Below are 19,554 nucleotides of genomic sequence, written 5' to 3' on the forward strand. Positions count from 1 at the left end.
GCGTCCTCTGGGGGCCGGTGTGCCTCAGGGGTGGGGGCGGTCGGTGTGCCGGTTCTCGTGGTACGTCGGTGAGGTGACCAGGTCGAGCAGCCGCTTGTCGACCTGGGCGGGGTCGGCCAGTTCGGCGAGCACCTGCGTCGGTACGGCGTCGGGGTCGCGCAGCAGGGCCAGCATCAGGTGCTCGGCGCCGGTGTGACTGTGCCCGAGGCCGACGGCTATCCGGCCCGCCTCGGCGACCAGTGCCTCGAATCGCGGAGTGGGACGGGGAGTTGTCTCGTTTCGCGCGTGGTTCGGCATACGTCCCATGGTGGCCGAACCCAGGCCGGGACGGAACCGTGCGAACAGCGCCACGGGCCGGTACCGCCGTGCTGCCGGGGCGTGCCGTCAGGCCCCCACCGCGCCCAGCAGGGTGCCCGCCAGGTACGTCACACCCATCGCGAGCGCACCGCCCGCCACGTTGCGCCACACCGCGGGGCGCACCGGGGCGGCGCCGAGGCGGGCACTTCCCCAGCCCGTGACGGCCAGCGCGGCCAGCACCGAGAGGACCGTGACCGGCAGCCGCCAGGACTGCGGGGGCAGCACGATCGCCAGGAGCGGGAGCAGGGCGCCGACGGTGAAGGCGATGAAGCTGGCCCAGGCGGCGTGCCAGGGGTTGGTCAGCTCGTCGGGGTCGATGCCCAGCTCCACGCGCGCGTGGGCGCGCAGCGCGTCGCGCTCGGTGAGCTGCTCGGCGGCCTCGCGGGCCAGCTCGGGGGCCAGGCCCCGGTCCGTCAGGAGCCGGGTCAGTTCGTCGAGCTCCTCCTCGGGCTGTTCGCGCAGTTCGCGCTTCTCCAGGGCGATGGCGGCCTTCTCGGAGTCGCGCTGGGTCGACACCGAGACGTACTCGCCCGCCGCCATCGACAGGGAGCCGGCGAGCAGTCCCGCGAGTCCGGCCGTCAGGAGTGCCTCGCGGGAGTCGGTGGCGCCGGCCACGCCGACGACCAGGCCCGCGGTGGAGACGATGCCGTCGTTCGCACCGAGGACCCCGGCCCTGAGCCAGTTCAGGCGGGAGCCGAGGTCCTCGTGGTGCGGTTCCACCGGGCCGCTGTCCGTGCTGGTGTCGTCCGTCATGCCGGGGACGATGCCAGGTGCGGGCCCGCCGGGGAGGTACCGACACCGCGGGGTGCGTGCCGGGCGGTGCGAAGGCGCGTCACCGGGTCACCAGACGCGCACCGATCCGCCGGGGGCGAAGGCGGGGCTGGTGGCGTCGGCGGGCACCTTCTCCAGCGGCCGGGCGATCTCCGCCACGGTGGGGCCGACCTTGGCGGCGAGCGCGTCCAGGGCCGCCAGGTCGAAGCCGTAGACCCGGGCGGCGTTGCCGCCGACCATGGCGGCGACCTCCTCCCGGGGCAGTCCGGCGTACGCGATGCGCAGGCCCTCGCGGGAGTAGGGGGCGGTGCCCTCGTCGTGCGGGTAGTCGCTGCCCCACATGATCTTGTCGAGGCCGATCCGGTCGCGCAGCGGCACCTCGTGCGGGCGCATGAAGCTGGCGCCGACGAAGCAGTTGTCGCGCCAGACCTCGCTGGGGCTGGCCCCCATCGAGCCGGCGAGCCCGGCCCCGAACTTGGACTCGGCGGTGGCCGCCCTCGTCGCGGCCGAGACGAGCCGCGCGTGGTAGTAGTCCAGCATCTCGACGATGCCGGGGATCCAGCCGGAGCCCTGCTCGGTGAGGACCAGTTTCAGCCCCGGGTGCCGTTTGAAGGCGCCGCCGAAGATCAGGTGCCAGAGCGCCCGGTGGGAGAACCAGGTCGTCTCCACCATGAACACGGCGCGGGCCGCCGGTTCGTCGCCGAGCGGCGGGGACGCGGAGCCGCCGTGGTGGTTGACCGGCACGTCGAGTTCTTCGCAGACCGCCCAGATCGGGTCGTAGACGGCGGAGTAGAGCTCGGGGACGCCGGAGCCCGGCGGGGCGCCCGGCAGCAGGACGCCGCCGGTGAGGCCGGCCTCCTTGGTGCGCCTGATCTCCCGTACCGCCTCCTCCACGTCGTTCAGCAGGATCTGTGCGACGCCCGCCCGGCGGCCCGGGGCGTCCGCGCAGAAGTCCTCCAGCCACCGGTTGTGGGCGCGCAGTCCCGCCCAGCGCTGTTCGTACTCGGCGCGGGTGGGCGCGGGGGCCAGGAGAGCCGCGGCGGGGAAGAAGGGCGGGATGGTGTTGGGGAAGACGACCTCGGCGACGATGCCGTCGGCCTCCAGCTCGGCGAGGCGGCGGGCGGAGTTCCAGTTGCGGTCGGCGGTGTCGGCGAGGAGGTCCTCGTAGGGGTTGACGTAGGTGGCCGCCCAGGCGTCGAAGTCGGCGTGGTGCTTCTTCTCCAGGTACGGCCTGTAGTCGAGGAGGTCGGCGCCGGCGTGGCAGTCGGCGGAGATGACGGTGTAGCGGTCCATCACAGGACCCCGATCTGCGGGAAGTCGTGCTCGGTGATCCAGTGGCGGCCCACTTCGCGGGACCTGGACCAGCTCAGCTCGACGGCCGTCTGGTCCTCGGGCTGGCCCAGTTCCCCGGGGGTCGGGCCGATCCGGCGGGCCAGCGGGGCCAGCTTCGCGGTGTCGAAGCCGAAGACGTCGGCCGCCGCGAGGCCCAGCATGCGGCGGGTCTCCGCCACCGGGATGTCGTGGAAGGTGTTGCGCAGCCACTCGCGGGTCCTGGGCCAGGTGCCCTCGGGGTGCGGGAAGTCGCTGCCCCACAGGATGTTGTCGACGCCGATCTCGTAGCGCTGGGCGAGTTCGCGGCGCTTGGTGTTGGTGGCGCAGACGAACACCTGGCGGTCGAGGTACTCGCTCGGCGGGCGCTTCAGCTCGGCGAACGGCGACAGCTTCTTCCCGCCGTGCGCGCCCAGGTAGAGCCGGTCCATGAACCACAGCTGGTTGGGCAGCCACCAGCAGCCCGACTCGGCGATCCCGAACCGGAGCCCGGGGTGCCGCTCGAAGACCCCCGACCAGAGCAGGAACCACAGCGGCCGGGACGGCCACCAGGTGACCTCGCTGACGTAGATGCCCAGGTGGTCGCCGTACTCGTGGCGGGGCGCGGCCCCGGAGTGGGTGACCACCGGCATCCCGGTCTCGGCCGCCGCCGCCCACACCGGGTCGTACCTGCGGTCGTGGTACGGCGCCCGGTCCACCCACATCGAGGGGATCATCAGCGCGCCGAGCCCGGACTCCCTGGCCCGGTGCACCTCCGCGACCACCTTGTCGACGTCGCCGGTGATCGGCAGCAGGGCGACCCCGCAGTGCCGTTCGGGGTGCTCGCCGACGAACTCGGCCAGCCACCTGTTGTGCGCCTGCGCGCCCGCCATGCCCAGCTCCGGGTCCTGGTCGCCGGAGAGCCCGAGCCCGACGCCGAAGGGCGCGGCGGTCTGGCTGTCGACGGCGTCCGCGTCGGGGAAGACCACCTCGGCGGCCACCCCGTCGCCGTCCAGTTCCTTGAGCCGCTGCGCGGTGTCCCAGCCGCCGCGCAGCCCTTCCTCGTTGTCCTTGAACCACTTGTCGGCGAATGCCTCGTTGCGGATGCCGAGCCGGGTCATCGCCTCGCGGCGGGCGTCGCGCTGCCCGAGGAACTCGTCGAACTCGCGGTGGAAGGCGCTGTCCAGATAGGGCCGGTACTGCTCGGTGGGGAGTCCGGCGTGGCAGTCGGAGGAGATGATCAGGTACGGGTCGCGATCGGCACTCACGGTGCCCACCTCCTAATCGAGGATGAACTTTTCCAGGTACGCGGGGTTGGCGCGGTCGAGCATCGACTGCGACCTCGCCCGGATCTGCCGGTCGCTGTGCTCGCCGGCGGGGAGCATCCAGAAGCGGTCGGCCCGGATCCCGTCCACGACGGTGGCGGCGACGTCCTCGACGGGGGTGAACTCGATCTCGTGCCCCGCCTCCTTCATCGCCGCCTCCCACTGGTCGAGGCTGCGGTACGGCGTCCTGCGCGGGCGCTGTTTGGCGTACCGCTCGGGGCGGTTGCGGTGCGACTCCCACAGTCCGGTGCGCAGCATGTGCGGTCCGGGGAACAGCACCGAGGCGCCCACTTCGGCGCGCTCCGCCCTGAGGTGGGCGTACAGCGACTCCGTGAGGGTCACCACCGCCGACTTGGTGACGGCGTACACGGACGCGGTGGGCAGCGGTGCGATGCCGCCGTCCCCGGAGGAGGTGTTGACGACGTGGCCCGCCTCGCCGCTTTCCAGCATCCGGGGGACGAACGCCTGGACGCCGTGGAAGACGCCCCACACGTTGACCGCGAAGGCCCACTTCCAGTCGTTGGGGTCGTGCTCCCACATGCGGCCCTCGGCGCCGGAGCCGACGCCCGCGTTGTTGCACAGGACGTGCACCGCGCCGAAGGCGTCGTACACCGCGTCCGCCAGCGCGACGACGGAGTCGCGCTCACTGACGTCGACGACCCTGGCCAGCACCCGGGCGCCGTCCGCGCGCAGGTCCGCGGCGGCCTTCTCCAGCGCGTCCTCCTCCACGTCGGCGAGCACCACCCGCAGCCCCTCGGCGGCGAACCGGCGCACCATCGCCAGCCCGATGCCGCTCGCCGCCCCGGTGACGACGGCGACCTGATCCCTGCGCAGCTCCATCAGACGCTCCCTTCCGGCGGGCCGTCGAGGATCTGCTGCGGGTCGTCGTAGCGCTGGTGGATGTACGGCAACAGGGCCTGCGCGTCGACCCGTTCGACCACCTTCCCGCTCTGGTCGCTGGTCTTCTCACCGATGGTGATCTCCACCAGCCGCCGTACCGGGAGGTCGGCGACGGGGTCGTACATCGACTCGCGGAGCACCACGTCGCCGGAGACCCGCTCCAGGCTGCGGACCTTCTCGTGGCGGGTGCACTGCACCAGGACCGGGTCGGCGTCGAAGCCCCGCCCGTCGACGGCGGGCAGGAACTTGAAGTAGAAGTCCAGTTTCTCCACCGGCTCCGGGGGAACCGCCAGCCGCTCGCTCACCGCGCCGCGCACCTCGACGAAGGCGATGCCGTGCCGGGCGAGGGAGGCGCTGACGACCAGGCCGTCCCGCTCGACGGTGACCTCGCCGAGCTTCTTGGGCTCGCCGAACACCTCCCGGCCGCCGATCAGGGCGCGCTCGTGGGTCATCGGCATCACCAGCGGGTACCAGCCCTCGCGGCCCCCGTACTCGGCGGCGACCGCCACCGAGCCGGCGCCGAGCGGGTAGCCGGGGAGGTCGACCTTGCTGATGTTGGCCCGCACCAGGGGGCGTCCGGTGGGTTTGAGGGGCGGCGGCAGGACGGCCGCCACCACGTCGGGGTCGCTCTCCCACACGGCGACCACACCGGTGGACCAGATGTCGGGGAGCTTGGAGCTCTTGGCGCGGGCCTTCGTGATCTCGGCCTCGGTGCGCGGTCCGTACCGTACGCGTGCCATGCCGTACCACCCTTGTCCTCGGGTCGTCCGGGGCTGCCGCCCCGGACAGGTCGGGTCTGCTGTAACACTGTTACAACAGCGAGCGTGAAGGGTAAAGGCCCGTGCACGAGGGAGAGTTGGGGGAAGCGATGGCCAGATCCGCACTGACGCGCGAGGACGTGCTGGACACCGCGGCACGGCTCGTGGTGCAGCACGGCCCGCAGCACCTCACCATGCGCAAGCTGGCCGCCGAGCTGGGCACCGCGGTGACCTCGATCTACTGGCACGTCGGCAACCGCGAGTCGCTGCTGGACGCGCTCGTCGAGCGGACCGTGCGGGAGATGGGCGCACTCACCCCGCGCGGCCGCACCCCCGTCGAGAGGGTCGTCTCGGTGGCCCGCGCCCTGCGCCGGGAGCTGCGCGCCCGGCCGCACCTGATCGCGATGGTGCACGAACGCGGGCTCACCGAGCGGATGTTCCTGCCCGCCCAGCGGGCCCTGGTGCACGAGGTGCACGCGGCCGGGCTGCGCGGGGCGCGGGCCGCGCAGGCGGTGCGCGCGGTGCAGTTCCAGGTGGTGGGGCACGTCCTGGTGGAGCGGAACCGGGAACGCTCCCCCGTGCAGTCCCCCGCCGAGAGCGACCTGTGGTCGGCAGGCCGCGCGGAGACCCTGTGGTCCTCGGACCACACCGAGCACGATCCGGCCCTGGCCCGCGCCCTGGCCCGGCCTGCCGACCCGGAGCGGCTGTTCGTGCTGTCCGTACGGGCGTTGGCGGGGGCACTGCTGGAGGGGGCGGGAAGCGGGGGCGGGAGCCCCGCAGACCGGGCGGAACAATAAGGGACGAGAAGGAACAAACGGGGCGGCGCGTACGGGGCGGCCCCGGCGGGCCCCTTTCGGGTGGCCGCCCCGGCCGAATAGGGGACTGTCAGTCCCGGCCCGTATTCTCTGTGACCATGCTCGATGACCAGACCACCGCGGCAGCAACCTGGCCGACCGCCTACCCGGACGGGTACGCGGTCGTCGACGTGGAGACCACCGGTCTCTCCCGCGACGACCGGATAATCTCCGCCGCCGTCTACCGCCTGGACACCCACGGCGACGTCATCGACCACTGGTACACCCTGGTCAACCCCGAGCGGGACCCCGGACCCACCTGGATCCACGGGCTGACCAGTGAAGTCCTTGAGGGCGCGCCGCTGTTCCCGGAGATCGTGGGCGAGCTGTCCGCACGGCTGGACGGCCGGGTGCTCGTCGCGCACAACGCGATGTTCGACTGGTCGATGCTGGCCCGGGAGTACGCGAGGGCCGGGCACACCGCCCCGGTGCGGCAGCGGCTGTGCACCATCGCGCTCGCCAAGGAGCTGGCGCTGCCGCTGCCCAACCACAAGCTGGCCTCACTGGCCGCGCACTTCGGCGTCGTGCAGCAGAACGCCCACCACGCGCTCGACGACGCGCGGGTGCTCGCCGAGGCGTTCCGCCCGAGCCTGCACGCGGCGGCGCAGGGCGGGGTGCGGCTGCCGCTGCTGGAGTGCCGGCCGCTCACCGAGTGGTCGGACGCGCCCGCCAGGCCCCGGATCGGCTACCAGGCCTCGTACGGCGGGAGCGGCTCGGCGGGCGGCGGGTTCGGCGGCACCCCGGCGAGCTGGCGGCCGTCCCGCAAGCGGCCCGCCTGCCCCTACCCCAACCCCGGCCGCTACCAGGCGGACAAGCCGCTGATGCAGGGGATGCGGGTGGCGTTCTCCGGCGACACCTCCGTCGACCGGGACCTGCTGGAGGACCGTACGGTCGAGGCGGGGCTGCACGTCGCGACGAGTGTGTCGCGGCTCACCAGCCTCCTCGTCACCAACGACCCCGACTCGGCGACCTCCAAGACGGTGAAGGCCAAGTCCTTCGGCACCCCGGTCGTCGACGAGGCCGCGTACACACACCTGCTGCGCGACGTGGCGCCCGCACCGTCGGACGGGTGACGGCCGGTTCCGCACCGTCGGACGGGTGACGCGCGGGTGCCGGCCGGGCGTGCCCCGCGCGCCTTCCCGGGGCCCGCACTGCACCCTGTGGCGCATGGCACGTTGCGAGGTTTGCGGAAACGACTACGGCATGTCCTTCGAGGTGCACGCGCAGGGCGCGATCCACGTCTTCGACTGCTTCTCCTGCGCCATCCACCGGATGGCCCCGATCTGCGAGCACTGCCGGTGCCGCATCATCGGCCAGGGCGTCGAGGTCGAGGGCCAGTGGTACTGCGGTGCGCACTGCTCCCGCGCGGAGGGGAAGGTGGGCATCGTCGACAAGGTCTGAGCCCCCGCCCGTCCCTCCCACGGCCCCCGGGGGCAACCCGCCCACCGGGGGCCTTTCCACGCCAGGTACCGTCAAAGCGTGTACCGCTTCCTGTTGTCCCGGCAGTGGGTGATCCTCACCCTCCTGGTTCTCGTCCTCGTCCCCACGATGGTCGAGCTCGGCTTCTGGCAGCTCCACCGCCACGAGCACAAGGTCGCGCAGAACCAGCTGATCGCGGGCAACGTCGCGGCGAAGCCGAAGCCCGTGGGCGAGCTGACCTCGCCGGGCCACACCGTGCCGCGCGCCGACTACTGGCGGACCGCGACCGCGACGGGCACCTTCGACACCGCGCACGAGGTCGTCGTACGGCGCCGCACCTCCACCGACGACCAGGTCGGCTTCCACGTCCTGACCCCGATGAACCTCAAGGGCGGCGGCACCGTCCTGGTCAACCGGGGATGGGTGCCGTTCGGCCCCGACCAGCAGGCGTTCCCGCACATTCCGGCCCCGCCCAAGGGCGAGGTCACCGTCACCGGACGCCTCAAGGCCGACGAGACGGCCGCCGGCAGCGGCATCAAGGACCTCAAGGGGCTGCCGCCCCGGCACGTCATGCTGATCAACAGCGCACAGCAGTCCGCGCTGCTCGGCCACCCGGTGCTCGGCGGCTACCTCGAACTGACCGACCCGGCCCCGGCGGACAACAGCCCCGAACCGATCGCCGAGCCGGACTCGGAGTCGATCGGCCCGCACATGGCCTACGCGATCCAGTGGTGGCTGTTCGCGGCGGCGGTCCCCGTGGGACTGGTGGTTCTGGTGCGCCGGGAGAAGCGCGACCGGGACGCCGCCGCGGCTGCCGGGGACGCCACCGGTGCGGCCGGCCCGACGGAACCGGCCGACCCGGCGGACCCGGCCGACCCGGCGGAGAAGCCCGCCACCACTTCGGCGTAACGCCTCCGCCCGGCACGTCCCGGGCCCCCGCCCACCGCCGCACCGGCCCGCCCGTCCCCCGCTGCCGCCCACCCCTCGGACGTACTGGTTAATCCCGTCCGGCACCGGGAAGACGCCTGAGCGTGACCCAACGCATCGAGGACTACGCGCTCATCGGGGACCTCCAGACCGCGGCCCTGGTCGGCCGCGACGGCTCCCTCGACTGGCTCTGCCTGCCCCGCTTCGACTCCGCCGCCTGTTTCGCGGCGCTGCTCGGCGACGAGGAGAACGGCCACTGGCGCCTCGCTCCCGAGGGCGAGGGCGCCTGCACCTCCCGCTCCTACCGGGGCGACTCACTGGTCCTGGACTCGGTGTGGGAGACCCGTCCGGGCACCGGCCGGGGCGGCACGGTCAAGGTCACCGACTTCATGCCGCAGCGCGACACCGCACCCGACGTGGTGCGCATCGTCGAGGGGCTGTCCGGCGAGGTCACCATGCGCTCCACGCTCCGGCTGCGGTTCGACTACGGCAACATCGTCCCGTGGATGCGGCGCACCCACGGCCACCGGGTGGCGGTCGCCGGCCCCGACGCGATCTGGCTGCGCACCGTGCCGCAGCCCGACGAGGTCAAGGTCAAGACGTGGGGGCAGCAGTACAGCACCCGCTCCTCCTTCACCGTCCGCGAGGGCGAACGGGTCGCGTTCGTCCTCACCTGGCACCCGTCCCACGAGCCCCGCCCGGACCTCATCGACCCGTACGAGGCTTTGGAACACAGCCTGGAGGACTGGGAGAAGTGGTCCGGCACCTGCGCGTACACCGGCCCCTACCAGGACGCGGTGCGCCGCTCGCTGATCACCCTCAAGGCCCTCACGTACGCCCCCACCGGCGGTATCGTCGCCGCCCCCACCACTTCCCTGCCCGAGGAGATCGGCGGCGTCCGCAACTGGGACTACCGCTACTGCTGGCTGCGCGACTCCACCCTCACCCTGGGGTCGCTGCTGTCCGCCGGGTACCTCGACGAGGCCGCGGACTGGCGGGACTGGCTGCTGCGCGCGGTGGCCGGCGACCCCGCCGACCTGAAGATCATGTACGGGCTGGCCGGCGAGCGGCGGCTGCCGGAGCTGGAACTGCCCTGGCTGAGCGGGTACGAGGGCTCGGCCCCGGTCCGCATCGGCAACGTCGCCGCCGACCAGCTCCAGCTCGACGTCTACGGCGAGGTCGTCGACTCCCTCTACGTGGCCCGCAAGTCCGGTCTCGCCGCCAAGCCGCACGCCTGGAACCTCCAGCTCAGTCTGCTCGGCTTCCTGGAGTCGATGTGGCGCGAGCCCGACGACGGGCTGTGGGAGGTGCGCGGCCCGCGCCGCCACTTCGTGCACTCCAAGGTGATGGCCTGGGTGGCCGCCGACCGTGCGGTGCGCACCCTGGAGGAGGACCCCTCGCTGCCGGGCGACGCGGCGCGCTGGCGGGCGATGCGCGACGAGGTGCACCGCGAGGTGTGCGAGAAGGGCTACGACCCGGAACGCAACACCTTCACCCAGTCCTACGGCTCCACCGAACTCGACGCCGCGACCCTCCTCATCCCCCAGGTCGGCTTCCTGCCGCCGGACGACCCCCGGGTGGTGGGCACGGTGGAGGCGGTACGCGCCGAACTCGGCCGCGAGGGCGGCTTCATCAGCCGCTACAGCTCGGACGAGGGGTCGCGCGGCCACCGGGTGGACGGGCTGCCGGGCGGCGAGGGCGCGTTCCTGGTGTGCTCGTTCTGGCTGGCGGACGCGCTGCTGCTGATCGGCCGGGTGAAGGAGGCCCGCGCGCTCTTCGAGCGGCTGCTCTCGCTGCGCAACGACGTCGGGCTGCTCGCCGAGGAGTACGACCCGGTGGCCGGCCGGCAGCTGGGCAACTTCCCGCAGGCGTTCAGCCACATCGGTCTGGTGGGGACGGCGCTCGCGCTGGCCCGCGAGGAGGCCCGGCAGGCGGCCGACGACGCCGAGGGTGCAGGATAGCGCCATGGATCTTGGACTGAAGGACCGTGTGTACGTCGTCACCGGAGCGAGCCGGGGTCTCGGTCTCGCCTCCGCGCGCGAGCTGACGGCGGACGGCGCGAAGGTGGTCATGACGGCGCGCGACAAGCAGGCACTCGCGGACGCGGCTGCCGAACTCGGCCCGAACGCCGAGCCGTTCGCCGCTGACAACGCGGACCCGGAGACGGCGGAGCGGCTGATCGCCGAGGCCCGGTCGAGGTTCGGCGGCTTCGACGGCATCCTCATCAGCGTGGGCGGACCTGCGGCGGGGTCCGCCGCGGACAACACGGACGCCCAGTGGCGGGACGCCTTCGAGGCGGTGTTCCTGGGCGCGGTACGGCTGGCCCGTACGGCCGCGGACGCGCTCGGCGAAGGCGGTGTCATCGGCTTCGTGCTCTCGGGCTCCGTCCACGAGCCGATCCCCGGCCTGACCATCTCCAACGGCCTGCGGCCCGGACTGGCCGGATTCGCCAAGTCGCTCTCCGACGAGCTGGGGCCGCGGGGCATCCGGGTGGTCGGACTGCTGCCGGCCCGCATCGACACGGACCGCGTCCGCTCGCTGGACGGCCTGGCCCCCGACCCGGCGGCGGCCCGCGCCCACAACGAGTCGCAGATTCCGCTGCGCCGGTACGGAACGCCGGAGGAGTTCGGCCGGACGGCAGCGTTCCTGCTGTCCCCGGCGGCCTCCTACCTCACAGGAACGATGCTCCCCGTAGACGGCGGCGCCCGCCACGGCTTCTAATCCCCCACCCCCGCCCGCCCCGCCCCCTTGGGCGGCGGGGCCGCCCGAGCCCCCTTGGGCGGCGGGGCCGCTCCCCGGGGGCGGAACGGGCGGGCAAGGGGGCGGCCCCCGCCGGAGCCGCACCCCTTTCCCGGTCCCGCCCGCCACCGGCACCGGCCCCGCACCCCCCGCCCCCGCCGAAAAATTCACGCGGTCCGATGCGGATTCCGCCGCCCCGCCCGCACCCGAACCTCCGTAGGCAACCGCTCCAGCCCCACCGATCCCCGCGCCCGCACCACCCCGACCCTGGCCAGCTCCGCCACCACCTCCGCCGGTGCCGCCGAATCGCCCAGTGTGAGCCCCATCCGTACCTGCGGCGTGTCCCGACGGCCCGTCAGGGCGACGTGGGCCCGTGCCACACCGGGCATCGCCCCGGCGTCCTCGCCGAGCACCCGTTCCAGCGCCCGGCCGCGCAGCAGCACCGGACCGGTGTCCCCGCCCTGCACCCGTACCACCGCGAGCCGCGCCCGGCCCAGCTGCGCCAGCAGCCACCACGCCGCCAGCAGGACGGCCACCGCCAGGACGGCGATCACGGTCGGCCACCACCAGCCCTCGTCCCGCCACCGGGTCCGGTCCGCCGCGCTCAGCAGCACGTCCTGGCGTCCCGAGAAGGGCCACCAGGACGGCACGTCCACCCCGAGGCCCGCCACCAGCGCCGCCCCGCCGCCAGCCAGAAGCACCAGCCCCAGCAGACCCAGCAGCACCCTGTTCACCGTTTTCAGCATGGCCGCCTCACCGCTTTCCGCCCGCCGTGCCCCGCTCCACCCGCACCGCGAGCCCGGGTTCACGGGCGAGACCCAGCTCCGCGATCCCGGCCCGCATGGCCTCGCCCAGGTCCTCGCGCACGTCGGCGATCTCCCGGAAGTGCGAGACCGCCCGTACCGTCACCCGGCCGCGCCCCACCCGTACCCGGGCGCCCTGCACCCCGGGCACCGCCATCGCGCGGTCCCGCAGCAGCAGTGCCGCCGCGCCCCGCTGGAGCCCGGCCCGTACCTCCGCGTCGGCGCTGTCCGCCCGCATCGGCAGCAGCGACCGCAGCCCCGGCGTCACCGCGAGCACCACCAGCCACAGTCCGAGGGCGACCGCCAGTCCCGCGCCGACCTGCACCCACATCTGGTCCAACGGCCGCTGGGACAGCGAGTGGGCGAGTTCGCGGCGCCAGCGCATACCGGGCTGCCCGGACCGTACCGACACCACGTCGTAGAGCAGCAGCCCGCAGCCGCCGAGCAGCACCGCCGCGGCGAGCAGGGCAGGAACGCGGCGCGCGGACCAGAACCGCCGGCCGCCCGGCCGCCGTTCGGACCCGGGCTTCTTCTCCGTCCCCAGCGTGGGCACGTGCTCGCTCACCGCGTCCTCCCGCTCTCCGGGGCCACCCGGTGCAGCCGCTCGACCGTCACCGTCACCTCGGGCACCTCCATGCCCGCCAACTCGCTTACCCGGGAGACGACTTGGCGACGCACTCGGGCACACTGCCCGGCGATGTCCGCCGGGTAGCCGAGTTCGACACCGAGCCGCACCCGCGCCACGCCATCGCGCACGGCCACCTCGGCGTGCGGCGCGCCGCCCTCCTCGGGCGGTGCGTCGAGCACCTCGCGGGCCGCCCGTCCGGCGATCTTCGCGACGACCCGGTCCGCGATCCGCAGCGCACCGCGTTCACCGGGCGGCACGGCGCCGTGGGCGGCCGTGGGCCCGGGTGCCGCCGCCCCGTCGGCCGCCACCGGGGTCACCGCGGCCGGGGCCTGGTCCGGGGCCGGTCGTCGCGGTCGCGGTCGCGCGACCGGAAGAGGTCGCCGGGGTCGAGGTCGCCCTCCAGGTACCGGCCGACCAGGAAGCCGATCAGGCCCAGTGCGGCGACGATCACGAAGGCGCCGAATCCGCCGAAGTAACCGGCGAAACCGAGCGCGATGCCGACCGCGAGGCCGACCAGGGACAGACTCATCGAACCGCCCTCACTCCTGTGTGTGCGAAGTGCTCGTAGTGGTCGTGATGCCCATGGACGAGGTGCCCGTGGACGGAGTACGCGCGGCCGGGGCGCTCAGGGAAGGAGCGCCGGTACGCGCGGTGGACGAGGCCGCGGTGTCCCCGCGCGGCAGCCGTGGGGCGCCGTACGCCGGGATCCGGTGCGGCGGGACGTCACTGGAGCCTCGGCTCCGGCTCGTCCTCCTCCTCGTCGGGCAGTTTCACGTCGCCGACCGCGATGTTGACCTCGACGACCTGCAGGCCGGTCATCCGCTCCACGGCGGAGATCACGTTCTCCCGGACCGCGCGCGCCACGTCGGCGATCGAGACGCCGTATTCGACGACGATGTCCAGGTCGAGCGCCGTCTGCACCTCGCCGACCTCGGCCTTCACGCCCCGGGTGACGGCCTTGGCCCCACCGCCGGGCACCCGGTCGCGGACCGCGCCGAAGGTACGGGAGAGGCCGCCGCCCATCGCGTGGACGCCGAGCACCTCGCGGGCGGCGAGCCCGGCGATCTTCTCGACCACGCCGTCGGCGATGGTGGTGCGGCCCCGAGTCGCCGGATCGCCGCCACCGCGCTGCGGAGTGCTCGCCCCGGAGGCCGCCGCGGACCGGCCGCCGCCGGGTACCTCCTTCGCCAGGCCGCCGGGCCGGGTGGCGCTCTGTCGTTCGGTGTCAGCCATCGCCGTTCATCCCTTTCCTAGGGGTACGCGGTACTGGACTCCGTTGCCACATTAGGTCCGATTGCCCGATATCGCGCCGGGGATGCGGCAGGCTGGTGACATGGCACCCACAGCACCGGACAGTGGACTGGCACGGGCGGTACGGCAGCGGCTGGGCCTGGGGAGGCTGCTGCCACTGGGCGGTGCGGCGGACGGCTGCTGGCTCGCGGAGAGCGCGGCCGTGGAGGTGCTGCGCCGTGCCTGCGCGACGGTGGACGGCGTGGTCCTGGGCCCGCTCAGGGTGGGCCCCGCCGAGCCGGGGGCGGAGCGGGGCAGCCCCGTCGTCCCTCCCCCGCCCGGCTCACTGCCGCCGGGCCCGCTGGCCGTACGGGCGGAGTGCGAGGCGGCGCCCGAGGAGCCCCTGCCGGCCACGGCGCGGCGGCTGCGGGCCGTGCTGCACACGGCCGCGGCCGAGCGGCTGGGCCTGGTGGTTACCGAGGTGGATCTGCGGGTGACGGGGCTGCTGGACGCATCCGGGGAAGGGCCGCCCGCCACTGGGCCGACCGGGCGATCCGGCCCGGCGCAGGCACCGCCCGGGGCCCCGGCCGGCCCCGAGGACCCCGCCGGGGGCGAAGGACCCGAGGCCCTGGCCGCTCGGGCCGCCGCGGCCGTCCCGGGGGTGGCCCGGCTGTCCCCGGTGCTCGGCGGCCGCCCGGTGCACCACGACGCGGCGGCGCCCGCCGGGCCGCACGTCCGGGTCGAACTGGCGGTGACCGGCGGGCACCGGGCGCTGGACGTGGCGCTGGCGGTCCGTGCCGCGGTGGCGGACGCGGTGCCGGGACGTCCGTCGGTGTCCGTGCTGGTCACCGATGTGACGGAGTGAGGCCGGAGAAGGCACCGGGGCGGCCCCGCGGTCCGGGCGGGCGGAGCAGTCCCGGTCCGGGGCCGCCGGGTCCGGTGGCCCCGGGTGGACCGGTCCGGCCCGTTTTCCGTGGATCAGTCGGAGAGGCCCGCGAGGTCGCGCAGGCGGCGTGCCTGGGCGGCCCGCTCGGCGGTGCGCTGCTCCTCGTACGTACGGCCGGCGGCCCCCTGGAGGAGGGCCTTCGTCTCGACGACCGCGTCGCGCGGTGCGGCGAGGAGGGCGGCGGCCAAGTCGCTGACGGCGCCGTCGAGTTCGTCGCCGGGCACGACGAGGTTGGCCAGGCCGGTGCGCTCGGCCTCCGCCGCGTGGACGAAGCGGCCGGTGGCGCAGATCTCCAGCGCACGGGCGTAGCCGACGAGACCCACCAGGGGGTGGGTGCCGGTGAGGTCGGGCACCAGACCGAGGCTGGTCTCGCGCATGGCGAACTGCACGTCCTCGGCGACGACCCGCAGGTCGCAGGCGAGGGCGAGCTGGAAACCGGCCCCGATCGCATGGCCCTGGACAGCGGCGATGCTGATGAGGTCGGGGCGGCGCCACCAGGTGAAAGCCTCCTGGTAGGCGGCGATCTCCGCGTCGAGGTCCGCGTCGGAACCACGCGCGAGGTCGAGGAAGGACGGCTCACCGTCGAAGCCCTCAGGAGTGAACGCCTGCCGGTCGAGACCGGCGGAGAAGGATTTGCCCTCTCCGCGCAGCACGACCACCCGGACATTCCCGGGCAATACCCTCCCGGCCTCCGTCAACGCCCGCCACAGAGCGGGAGATTGGGCGTTGCGCTTGGCCGGGTTGGCCAGGGTCACCGTGGCTACGGCGTCCTCGACGGTGAGTTGCACGCCGTCTTTGTCGAGTACGGGGTCGAGCGAAGCCATGGGGTGCCTCCGGGATCGGTTGACTGTGCCGTCACCAGCTAAGTGACTGCACAGTAACCACCCGGCCGGCCGCGCGAGCGACCGGCCCCACACACTGCGACCACGCACCTTCCCGCGTAAGCGCGTACATGTGGTGCCGTACGCGTCACCCGGTACAGGTAAATCCCGTCATACGGGTAAAGCAGCAAACGCGACGGTCAGGCCGAGGCCTTCTTGCCACGCGTCGCCCCGCCGCGTCCCCGCAGCGTGACTCCGGATTCACTCAGCATCCGGTGGACGAATCCGTAGGAGCGGCCGGTTTCTTCGGCCAACGCCCGGATGCTCGCACCGGAGTCGTACTTCTTCTTCAGGTCTGCCGCGAGCTTGTCGCGCGCGGCGCCGGTTACCCGGCTGCCCTTCTTCAGAGTCTCGGCCACCCGTGCCTCCTCAAGGAAGTGCGCTCTGGTCTTCTCATGATCACCCCTACCGGGCTTCCTGGCCACCCATTCGGCAATGTCCGTACAACAAGGTTCGCCGTGGAGGAAGTGCGAACCCGGCCCGGAATTTCGAATTCCGCGTGTCGTTCGCCATACCGGAATCCGGGCACTCCCGGGAATGTCCAGGTCAGCGCCGTAAAACGATCAGTGGCACAGGAAAGGCCCGCCCCGGGTGGGGGCGGGCCCGCGGTTGTCCTGTGACGCGCCGGGGTACGAGAGGCACTCACTCAGATGAAGGATCACGCGTAGGCCGAATGATCCAGCCGAAGTGGATCAGACGGCACGCCGGGCGGGGCCGCCGACGGGGCCATGGCCAGGGCCTTTGCCACCGGGTTATGCCAGTGCCACCCGCGTCACGCGAGCGCCACGAGGTCCGCGTAGTCCGGGCCCCACAGGTCCTCGACGCCGTCGGGGAGCAGGATGATCCGCTCCGGCTCCAGCGCGTGGACGGCGCCCTCGTCGTGGGTGACGAGGATGACCGCGCCCTTGTAGGTGCGCAGCGCGCCGAGGATCTCCTCGCGGCTCGCCGGGTCGAGGTTGTTGGTGGGCTCGTCGAGGAGCAGGACGTTGGCGGAGGAGACGACCAGGGTGGCCAGCGCCAGACGGGTCTTCTCGCCGCCGGAGAGGACCCCGGCCGGCTTGTCGACGTCGTCGCCGGAGAAGAGGAAGGAGCCGAGCGTCTTGCGCACCTCGACCAGGTCCAGGTCGGGGGCGGAGGAGCGCATGTTCTCCAGGACGGTGCGGTCCGGGTCGAGCGTCTCGTGCTCCTGGGCGTAGTAGCCCATCTTGAGGCCGTGGCCCTCGATGACCTGCCCGGTGTCGGGCTTCTCGGCGCCCGCGAGCAGCCTCAGCAGGGTCGTCTTGCCCGCGCCGTTGAGGCCGAGGATGACGACGCGCGATCCCTTGTCGACGGCCAGGTCGACGTCGGTGAAGATCTCCAGCGAGCCGTACGACTTGGACAGGCCTTCCGCCATCAGCGGGGTCTTGCCGCAGGGCGCGGGCTCGGGGAAGCGCAGCTTGGCGACCTTGTCGGAGACGCGGACGGCCTCCAGGCCGGAGAGCAGGCGCTCGGCGCGCTTGGCCATGTTCTGCGCGGCGACGGTCTTGGTGGCCTTGGCGCGCATCTTGTCGGCCTGCGAGTTGAGGGCCGCGGCCTTCTTCTCGGCGTTCTGGCGCTCGCGCTTGCGGCGCTTCTCGTCGGCCTCGCGCTGCTGCTGGTAGAGCTTCCAGCCCATGTTGTAGACGTCGATGGCGGCGCGGTTGGCGTCCAGGTAGAAGACCTTGTTGACGACCGTCTCGACCAGTTCCACGTCGTGGGAGATGACGATGAAGCCGCCGCGGTAGGTCTTCAGGTACTCGCGCAGCCAGACGATGGAGTCCGCGTCGAGGTGGTTGGTGGGCTCGTCGAGGAGCAGGGTGTCGGCGTCCGAGAAGAGGATGCGGGCCAGCTCGACGCGGCGGCGCTGACCGCCGGAGAGGGTGTGCAGCGGCTGGCCGAGCACCCGGTCGGGCAGGCCGAGGGCGGCGGCGATGGTGGCGGCCTCGGCCTCGGCGGCGTACCCGCCCTTGGTGAGGAACTCCGTCTCCAGGCGCTCGTACTTCCTCATCGCCTTCTCGCGGGTGGCGCCCTGCCCGGTGGACATCTTCTGCTCGTTCTCGCGCATCTTGCGCAGTACGGAGTCCAGCTCGCGGGCGGAGAGGATGCGGTCCTTGGCCAGGACGTCGAGGTCGCCGGTGCGGGGGTCCTGCGGGAGGTAGCCGACCTCGCCGGAGCGAGTGATGGTGCCGCCGGCCGGGGTGCCCTCGCCCGCGAGGCACTTGGTGAGGGTGGTCTTGCCCGCGCCGTTGCGGCCGACGAGGCCGATGCGGTCGCCCTTGGCGATACGGAAGGACGCGTTCTCGATGAGGATGCGGGCGCCGGCGCGCAGCTCGATGCCGGAGGCGGTGATCACGGAAGTACTCCTGTGCGGTTCTGACGGCGGAAGTGTGTGGGGGCCGCGCGCGGCTCACCGGGGAAGGCGACGGCGCGTTGCGGGCGGGCGGACTGCTGCTTCGACGCCGCTAATGCGCAAGGAGAAGAGCCATACGGCTCAGTCTAACGGGCCTGTGCAATCGCTTTTCGGGGCCCGGCTCCGCGCGACGCCCGTGCGGGGCCCTCGGCACCGGCCGCGGGCCCGTTGCCCAGCGGGTTGCGGTCCGGGGTGATGCGGCCGAGGGCGTCGACGGCGACCAGTTCCTCGCTCCAGACGGTGGACCCGCCGCAGGGCTGGGCGAGCAGCAGGGTGTACGAGGGGCCGGTGGTGCGGCGGACGTGGCGGTGGGCGGCGAAGGAGCAGCCGGGAGCGGCGGGCAGTACCCAGCGGAGGTCGCCGTCGGCGGTCCGGTAGCCGGCGACGTGGTGCGGGGTGACCACGGCGAGCATGCGGGCGGCGGCGTCGAGCGGCTGGAGGACGCCGTCCGGGCGGCCGTCGAAGGCGGGGATGGCGCGGTGCCAGCGGACCGCGCTCCCGTCGGCGCGGACGGTGTCGGTGACCAGCCCGTCGTCCCAGAGGGCGAAGGCGTGGCCGGGGGCGGCACGAACGGCGAGCGGCCGGTGCCCCGTGCGGGTGTACGTCCAGCGGACGCGTCCGGCGGCGGGGTCGTGCGCCTCCACGGCCAGGGCGCGGATCCTCAGCGCGGGGTCGGGGTCGGCGCCCGGCGCATGGGTGGTGAGGCGGTCGCCGTAGGGGGTGGGGCGGGCCTGGTGGGCGGCGGTGAGGAGGGGGACGGCGAGGGCCGCCGCGAGGACGGGGAGCAGGAGGCGGGCGGGGCGGGGAAGGCGCGGGCGCGGCCGGGCGGAGGCGCGCGGGACGGGGCCAAGGGGGCGCTGGGACATGGAGCGGAACGTATCCGCGGCGCACCGCGCGGGGGCCGGGCCGCCGGGCGACGCGGCCGGACCGGGCTCGGGCGGTCCCCCGTTCGGCGGGCGGGGGCCGGATGCGGGTGCCGGTCGGCCGGCGGCCGTGGTCGTGGTCGTGGTTGTGGCATGCGCGGGTGCGGCGCGACCGGCGGTCGTGGTCGTGCAGGCGCGGGTGCGGCGCGGCCGGCGGCCGTGGTCGTGGCGGGCGCGGGTGCCGCGCGGCCGGCGGCAGTGGTCGTGGCGGGCGCGGCCCCGGTCACGACGGGCGCGGCCGTGGTCACGGCACAGGCAAAGGGCGTAACGGGATGAATTGGCAGATACTCGGCGCAGGGCGGCGGATCGCCGTCGCCGGACCTGTTGTGGCGGCGGAGGCGTCGCCCGGCCGGTTGT

22 protein-coding genes are annotated in these 19,554 nt (G+C 73.5%); 7 read left to right on the forward strand and 15 right to left on the reverse strand.

The annotated features are described in order from the left end of the window. Nucleotides 1-24: 24 nt before the first annotated feature. The 6 genes from ACFYVL_RS37290 to ACFYVL_RS37315 form a co-directional block, all read right to left on the reverse strand. Complete coding sequence (locus ACFYVL_RS37290) at nucleotides 25-297, reverse strand: Clp protease N-terminal domain-containing protein (protein WP_389253109.1); 273 nt, start codon at nucleotides 295-297, stop codon at nucleotides 25-27. An 87-nt stretch (nucleotides 298-384) separates the two neighbouring features. Further along, the gene (locus ACFYVL_RS37295) at nucleotides 385-1,110 is read right to left on the reverse strand and encodes a VIT family protein (RefSeq protein ID WP_389253111.1); all 726 of its coding nucleotides are present in this window, start codon (nucleotides 1,108-1,110) and stop codon (nucleotides 385-387) included. Between the two features lie 87 nt (nucleotides 1,111-1,197). Next, nucleotides 1,198-2,421 (reverse strand): amidohydrolase family protein, encoded by a 1,224-nt coding sequence (locus ACFYVL_RS37300; RefSeq protein ID WP_389253113.1) that lies wholly within the window; start codon nucleotides 2,419-2,421, stop codon nucleotides 1,198-1,200. Then, a complete protein-coding gene (locus ACFYVL_RS37305; protein ID WP_389253115.1) occupies nucleotides 2,421-3,704 on the reverse strand; it encodes an amidohydrolase family protein in 1,284 nt (427 codons plus the stop codon). Before ACFYVL_RS37305 ends, ACFYVL_RS37300 begins: the two co-directional genes overlap by 1 nt. Before the next feature lie 12 nt (nucleotides 3,705-3,716). Continuing rightward, a complete protein-coding gene (locus ACFYVL_RS37310) occupies nucleotides 3,717-4,601 on the reverse strand; it encodes an SDR family NAD(P)-dependent oxidoreductase (protein ID WP_389253117.1) in 885 nt (294 codons plus the stop codon). Continuing rightward, a complete protein-coding gene (locus ACFYVL_RS37315) occupies nucleotides 4,601-5,401 on the reverse strand; it encodes an acetoacetate decarboxylase family protein (protein ID WP_389253119.1) in 801 nt (266 codons plus the stop codon). Before ACFYVL_RS37315 ends, ACFYVL_RS37310 begins: the two co-directional genes overlap by 1 nt. Nucleotides 5,402-5,529: 128 nt before the next feature. Here ACFYVL_RS37315 and ACFYVL_RS37320 point away from each other — a divergent pair, with 128 nt between their 5' ends. The 6 genes from ACFYVL_RS37320 to ACFYVL_RS37345 all read left to right on the forward strand — a co-directional run bounded on the left by ACFYVL_RS37320 (nucleotide 5,530) and on the right by ACFYVL_RS37345 (nucleotide 11,340). Beyond that, on the forward strand, nucleotides 5,530-6,216 hold the full coding sequence (locus ACFYVL_RS37320) for a TetR/AcrR family transcriptional regulator (protein WP_389253121.1): 687 nt from the start codon (nucleotides 5,530-5,532) through the stop codon (nucleotides 6,214-6,216). A 110-nt stretch (nucleotides 6,217-6,326) separates the two neighbouring features. Further along, nucleotides 6,327-7,346 (forward strand): DEDDh family exonuclease, encoded by a 1,020-nt coding sequence (locus tag ACFYVL_RS37325; protein WP_389253123.1) that lies wholly within the window; start codon nucleotides 6,327-6,329, stop codon nucleotides 7,344-7,346. A gap of 94 nt (nucleotides 7,347-7,440) precedes the next feature. Continuing rightward, nucleotides 7,441-7,674, forward strand: a complete 234-nt coding sequence (locus ACFYVL_RS37330) for a hypothetical protein (RefSeq protein ID WP_389253125.1) — start codon at nucleotides 7,441-7,443, stop codon at nucleotides 7,672-7,674. A 78-nt stretch (nucleotides 7,675-7,752) separates the two neighbouring features. Beyond that, nucleotides 7,753-8,601 carry an SURF1 family protein gene (locus ACFYVL_RS37335; RefSeq protein WP_389253127.1) on the forward strand — a complete coding sequence of 283 codons (849 nt, stop codon included), beginning with the start codon at nucleotides 7,753-7,755 and terminating at the stop codon, nucleotides 8,599-8,601. A 122-nt stretch (nucleotides 8,602-8,723) separates the two neighbouring features. Next, nucleotides 8,724-10,580 carry a glycoside hydrolase family 15 protein gene (locus ACFYVL_RS37340; protein WP_389253129.1) on the forward strand — a complete coding sequence of 619 codons (1,857 nt, stop codon included), beginning with the start codon at nucleotides 8,724-8,726 and terminating at the stop codon, nucleotides 10,578-10,580. Nucleotides 10,581-10,584: 4 nt separating this feature from the next. Continuing rightward, nucleotides 10,585-11,340 (forward strand): SDR family oxidoreductase, encoded by a 756-nt coding sequence (locus ACFYVL_RS37345; RefSeq protein ID WP_389253131.1) that lies wholly within the window; start codon nucleotides 10,585-10,587, stop codon nucleotides 11,338-11,340. 185 nt (nucleotides 11,341-11,525) lie between these two features. On the opposite strand, the gene amaP is transcribed toward ACFYVL_RS37345, so the two are convergent. From amaP to ACFYVL_RS37370, 5 genes are all read right to left on the reverse strand, one after another. Continuing rightward, nucleotides 11,526-12,104: an alkaline shock response membrane anchor protein AmaP gene (gene amaP, locus ACFYVL_RS37350; protein WP_389253133.1), complete on the reverse strand. Its 579-nt coding sequence runs from the start codon at nucleotides 12,102-12,104 to the stop codon at nucleotides 11,526-11,528. A 7-nt stretch (nucleotides 12,105-12,111) separates the two neighbouring features. Further along, complete coding sequence (locus tag ACFYVL_RS37355) at nucleotides 12,112-12,726, reverse strand: DUF6286 domain-containing protein (protein ID WP_389253136.1); 615 nt, start codon at nucleotides 12,724-12,726, stop codon at nucleotides 12,112-12,114. Continuing rightward, the gene (locus ACFYVL_RS37360) at nucleotides 12,723-13,097 is read right to left on the reverse strand and encodes a hypothetical protein (protein WP_389253138.1); all 375 of its coding nucleotides are present in this window, start codon (nucleotides 13,095-13,097) and stop codon (nucleotides 12,723-12,725) included. Before ACFYVL_RS37360 ends, ACFYVL_RS37355 begins: the two co-directional genes overlap by 4 nt. A gap of 5 nt (nucleotides 13,098-13,102) precedes the next feature. Next, nucleotides 13,103-13,318, reverse strand: a complete 216-nt coding sequence (locus ACFYVL_RS37365; protein ID WP_389253140.1) for a hypothetical protein — start codon at nucleotides 13,316-13,318, stop codon at nucleotides 13,103-13,105. A gap of 194 nt (nucleotides 13,319-13,512) precedes the next feature. Next, nucleotides 13,513-14,022, reverse strand: a complete 510-nt coding sequence (locus tag ACFYVL_RS37370) for an Asp23/Gls24 family envelope stress response protein (protein WP_389253142.1) — start codon at nucleotides 14,020-14,022, stop codon at nucleotides 13,513-13,515. 100 nt (nucleotides 14,023-14,122) lie between these two features. Between ACFYVL_RS37370 and ACFYVL_RS37375 the strand changes: the two genes are divergently transcribed. Further along, nucleotides 14,123-14,884: a nucleopolyhedrovirus P10 family protein gene (locus ACFYVL_RS37375; protein ID WP_389253144.1), complete on the forward strand. Its 762-nt coding sequence runs from the start codon at nucleotides 14,123-14,125 to the stop codon at nucleotides 14,882-14,884. A 113-nt stretch (nucleotides 14,885-14,997) separates the two neighbouring features. Here the strand turns inward: ACFYVL_RS37375 and ACFYVL_RS37380 are convergent, their stop codons facing one another. The 4 genes from ACFYVL_RS37380 to ACFYVL_RS37395 form a co-directional block, all read right to left on the reverse strand. Next, nucleotides 14,998-15,789, reverse strand: a complete 792-nt coding sequence (locus ACFYVL_RS37380; RefSeq protein ID WP_389253146.1) for an enoyl-CoA hydratase/isomerase family protein — start codon at nucleotides 15,787-15,789, stop codon at nucleotides 14,998-15,000. A 197-nt stretch (nucleotides 15,790-15,986) separates the two neighbouring features. Continuing rightward, nucleotides 15,987-16,205, reverse strand: coding sequence for a helix-turn-helix domain-containing protein (locus ACFYVL_RS37385; RefSeq protein ID WP_019060653.1), 219 nt, complete (start codon nucleotides 16,203-16,205; stop codon nucleotides 15,987-15,989). Nucleotides 16,206-16,618: 413 nt separating this feature from the next. Next, nucleotides 16,619-18,217, reverse strand: a complete 1,599-nt coding sequence (locus ACFYVL_RS37390; RefSeq protein ID WP_389253148.1) for an ABC-F family ATP-binding cassette domain-containing protein — start codon at nucleotides 18,215-18,217, stop codon at nucleotides 16,619-16,621. 143 nt (nucleotides 18,218-18,360) lie between these two features. Beyond that, on the reverse strand, nucleotides 18,361-19,140 hold the full coding sequence (locus tag ACFYVL_RS37395) for a hypothetical protein (RefSeq protein ID WP_389253150.1): 780 nt from the start codon (nucleotides 19,138-19,140) through the stop codon (nucleotides 18,361-18,363). Nucleotides 19,141-19,554: the final 414 nt, after the last annotated feature.

The organism is Streptomyces sp. NPDC004111 (genome assembly GCF_042874215.1).
Taxonomy (GTDB): domain Bacteria; phylum Actinomycetota; class Actinomycetes; order Streptomycetales; family Streptomycetaceae; genus Streptomyces.

Bases quoted from the DNA above. Each gene is read 5' to 3' on its own strand.
- ACFYVL_RS37290 (WP_389253109.1), bottom strand. From the start codon at position 297: ATGCCGAACCACGCGCGAAACGAGACAACTCCCCGTCCCACTCCGCGA.
- ACFYVL_RS37295 (WP_389253111.1), bottom strand. From the start codon at position 1,110: ATGACGGACGACACCAGCACGGACAGCGGCCCGGTGGAACCGCACCAC.
- ACFYVL_RS37300 (WP_389253113.1), bottom strand. From the start codon at position 2,421: ATGGACCGCTACACCGTCATCTCCGCCGACTGCCACGCCGGCGCCGAC.
- ACFYVL_RS37310 (WP_389253117.1), bottom strand. From the start codon at position 4,601: ATGGAGCTGCGCAGGGATCAGGTCGCCGTCGTCACCGGGGCGGCGAGC.
- ACFYVL_RS37315 (WP_389253119.1), bottom strand. From the start codon at position 5,401: ATGGCACGCGTACGGTACGGACCGCGCACCGAGGCCGAGATCACGAAG.
- ACFYVL_RS37320 (WP_389253121.1), top strand. From the start codon at position 5,530: ATGGCCAGATCCGCACTGACGCGCGAGGACGTGCTGGACACCGCGGCA.
- ACFYVL_RS37330 (WP_389253125.1), top strand. From the start codon at position 7,441: ATGGCACGTTGCGAGGTTTGCGGAAACGACTACGGCATGTCCTTCGAG.
- ACFYVL_RS37345 (WP_389253131.1), top strand. From the start codon at position 10,585: ATGGATCTTGGACTGAAGGACCGTGTGTACGTCGTCACCGGAGCGAGC.
- amaP (WP_389253133.1), bottom strand. From the start codon at position 12,104: ATGCTGAAAACGGTGAACAGGGTGCTGCTGGGTCTGCTGGGGCTGGTG.
- ACFYVL_RS37365 (WP_389253140.1), bottom strand. From the start codon at position 13,318: ATGAGTCTGTCCCTGGTCGGCCTCGCGGTCGGCATCGCGCTCGGTTTC.
- ACFYVL_RS37370 (WP_389253142.1), bottom strand. From the start codon at position 14,022: ATGGCTGACACCGAACGACAGAGCGCCACCCGGCCCGGCGGCCTGGCG.
- ACFYVL_RS37375 (WP_389253144.1), top strand. From the start codon at position 14,123: ATGGCACCCACAGCACCGGACAGTGGACTGGCACGGGCGGTACGGCAG.
- ACFYVL_RS37380 (WP_389253146.1), bottom strand. From the start codon at position 15,789: ATGGCTTCGCTCGACCCCGTACTCGACAAAGACGGCGTGCAACTCACC.
- ACFYVL_RS37395 (WP_389253150.1), bottom strand. From the start codon at position 19,140: ATGTCCCAGCGCCCCCTTGGCCCCGTCCCGCGCGCCTCCGCCCGGCCG.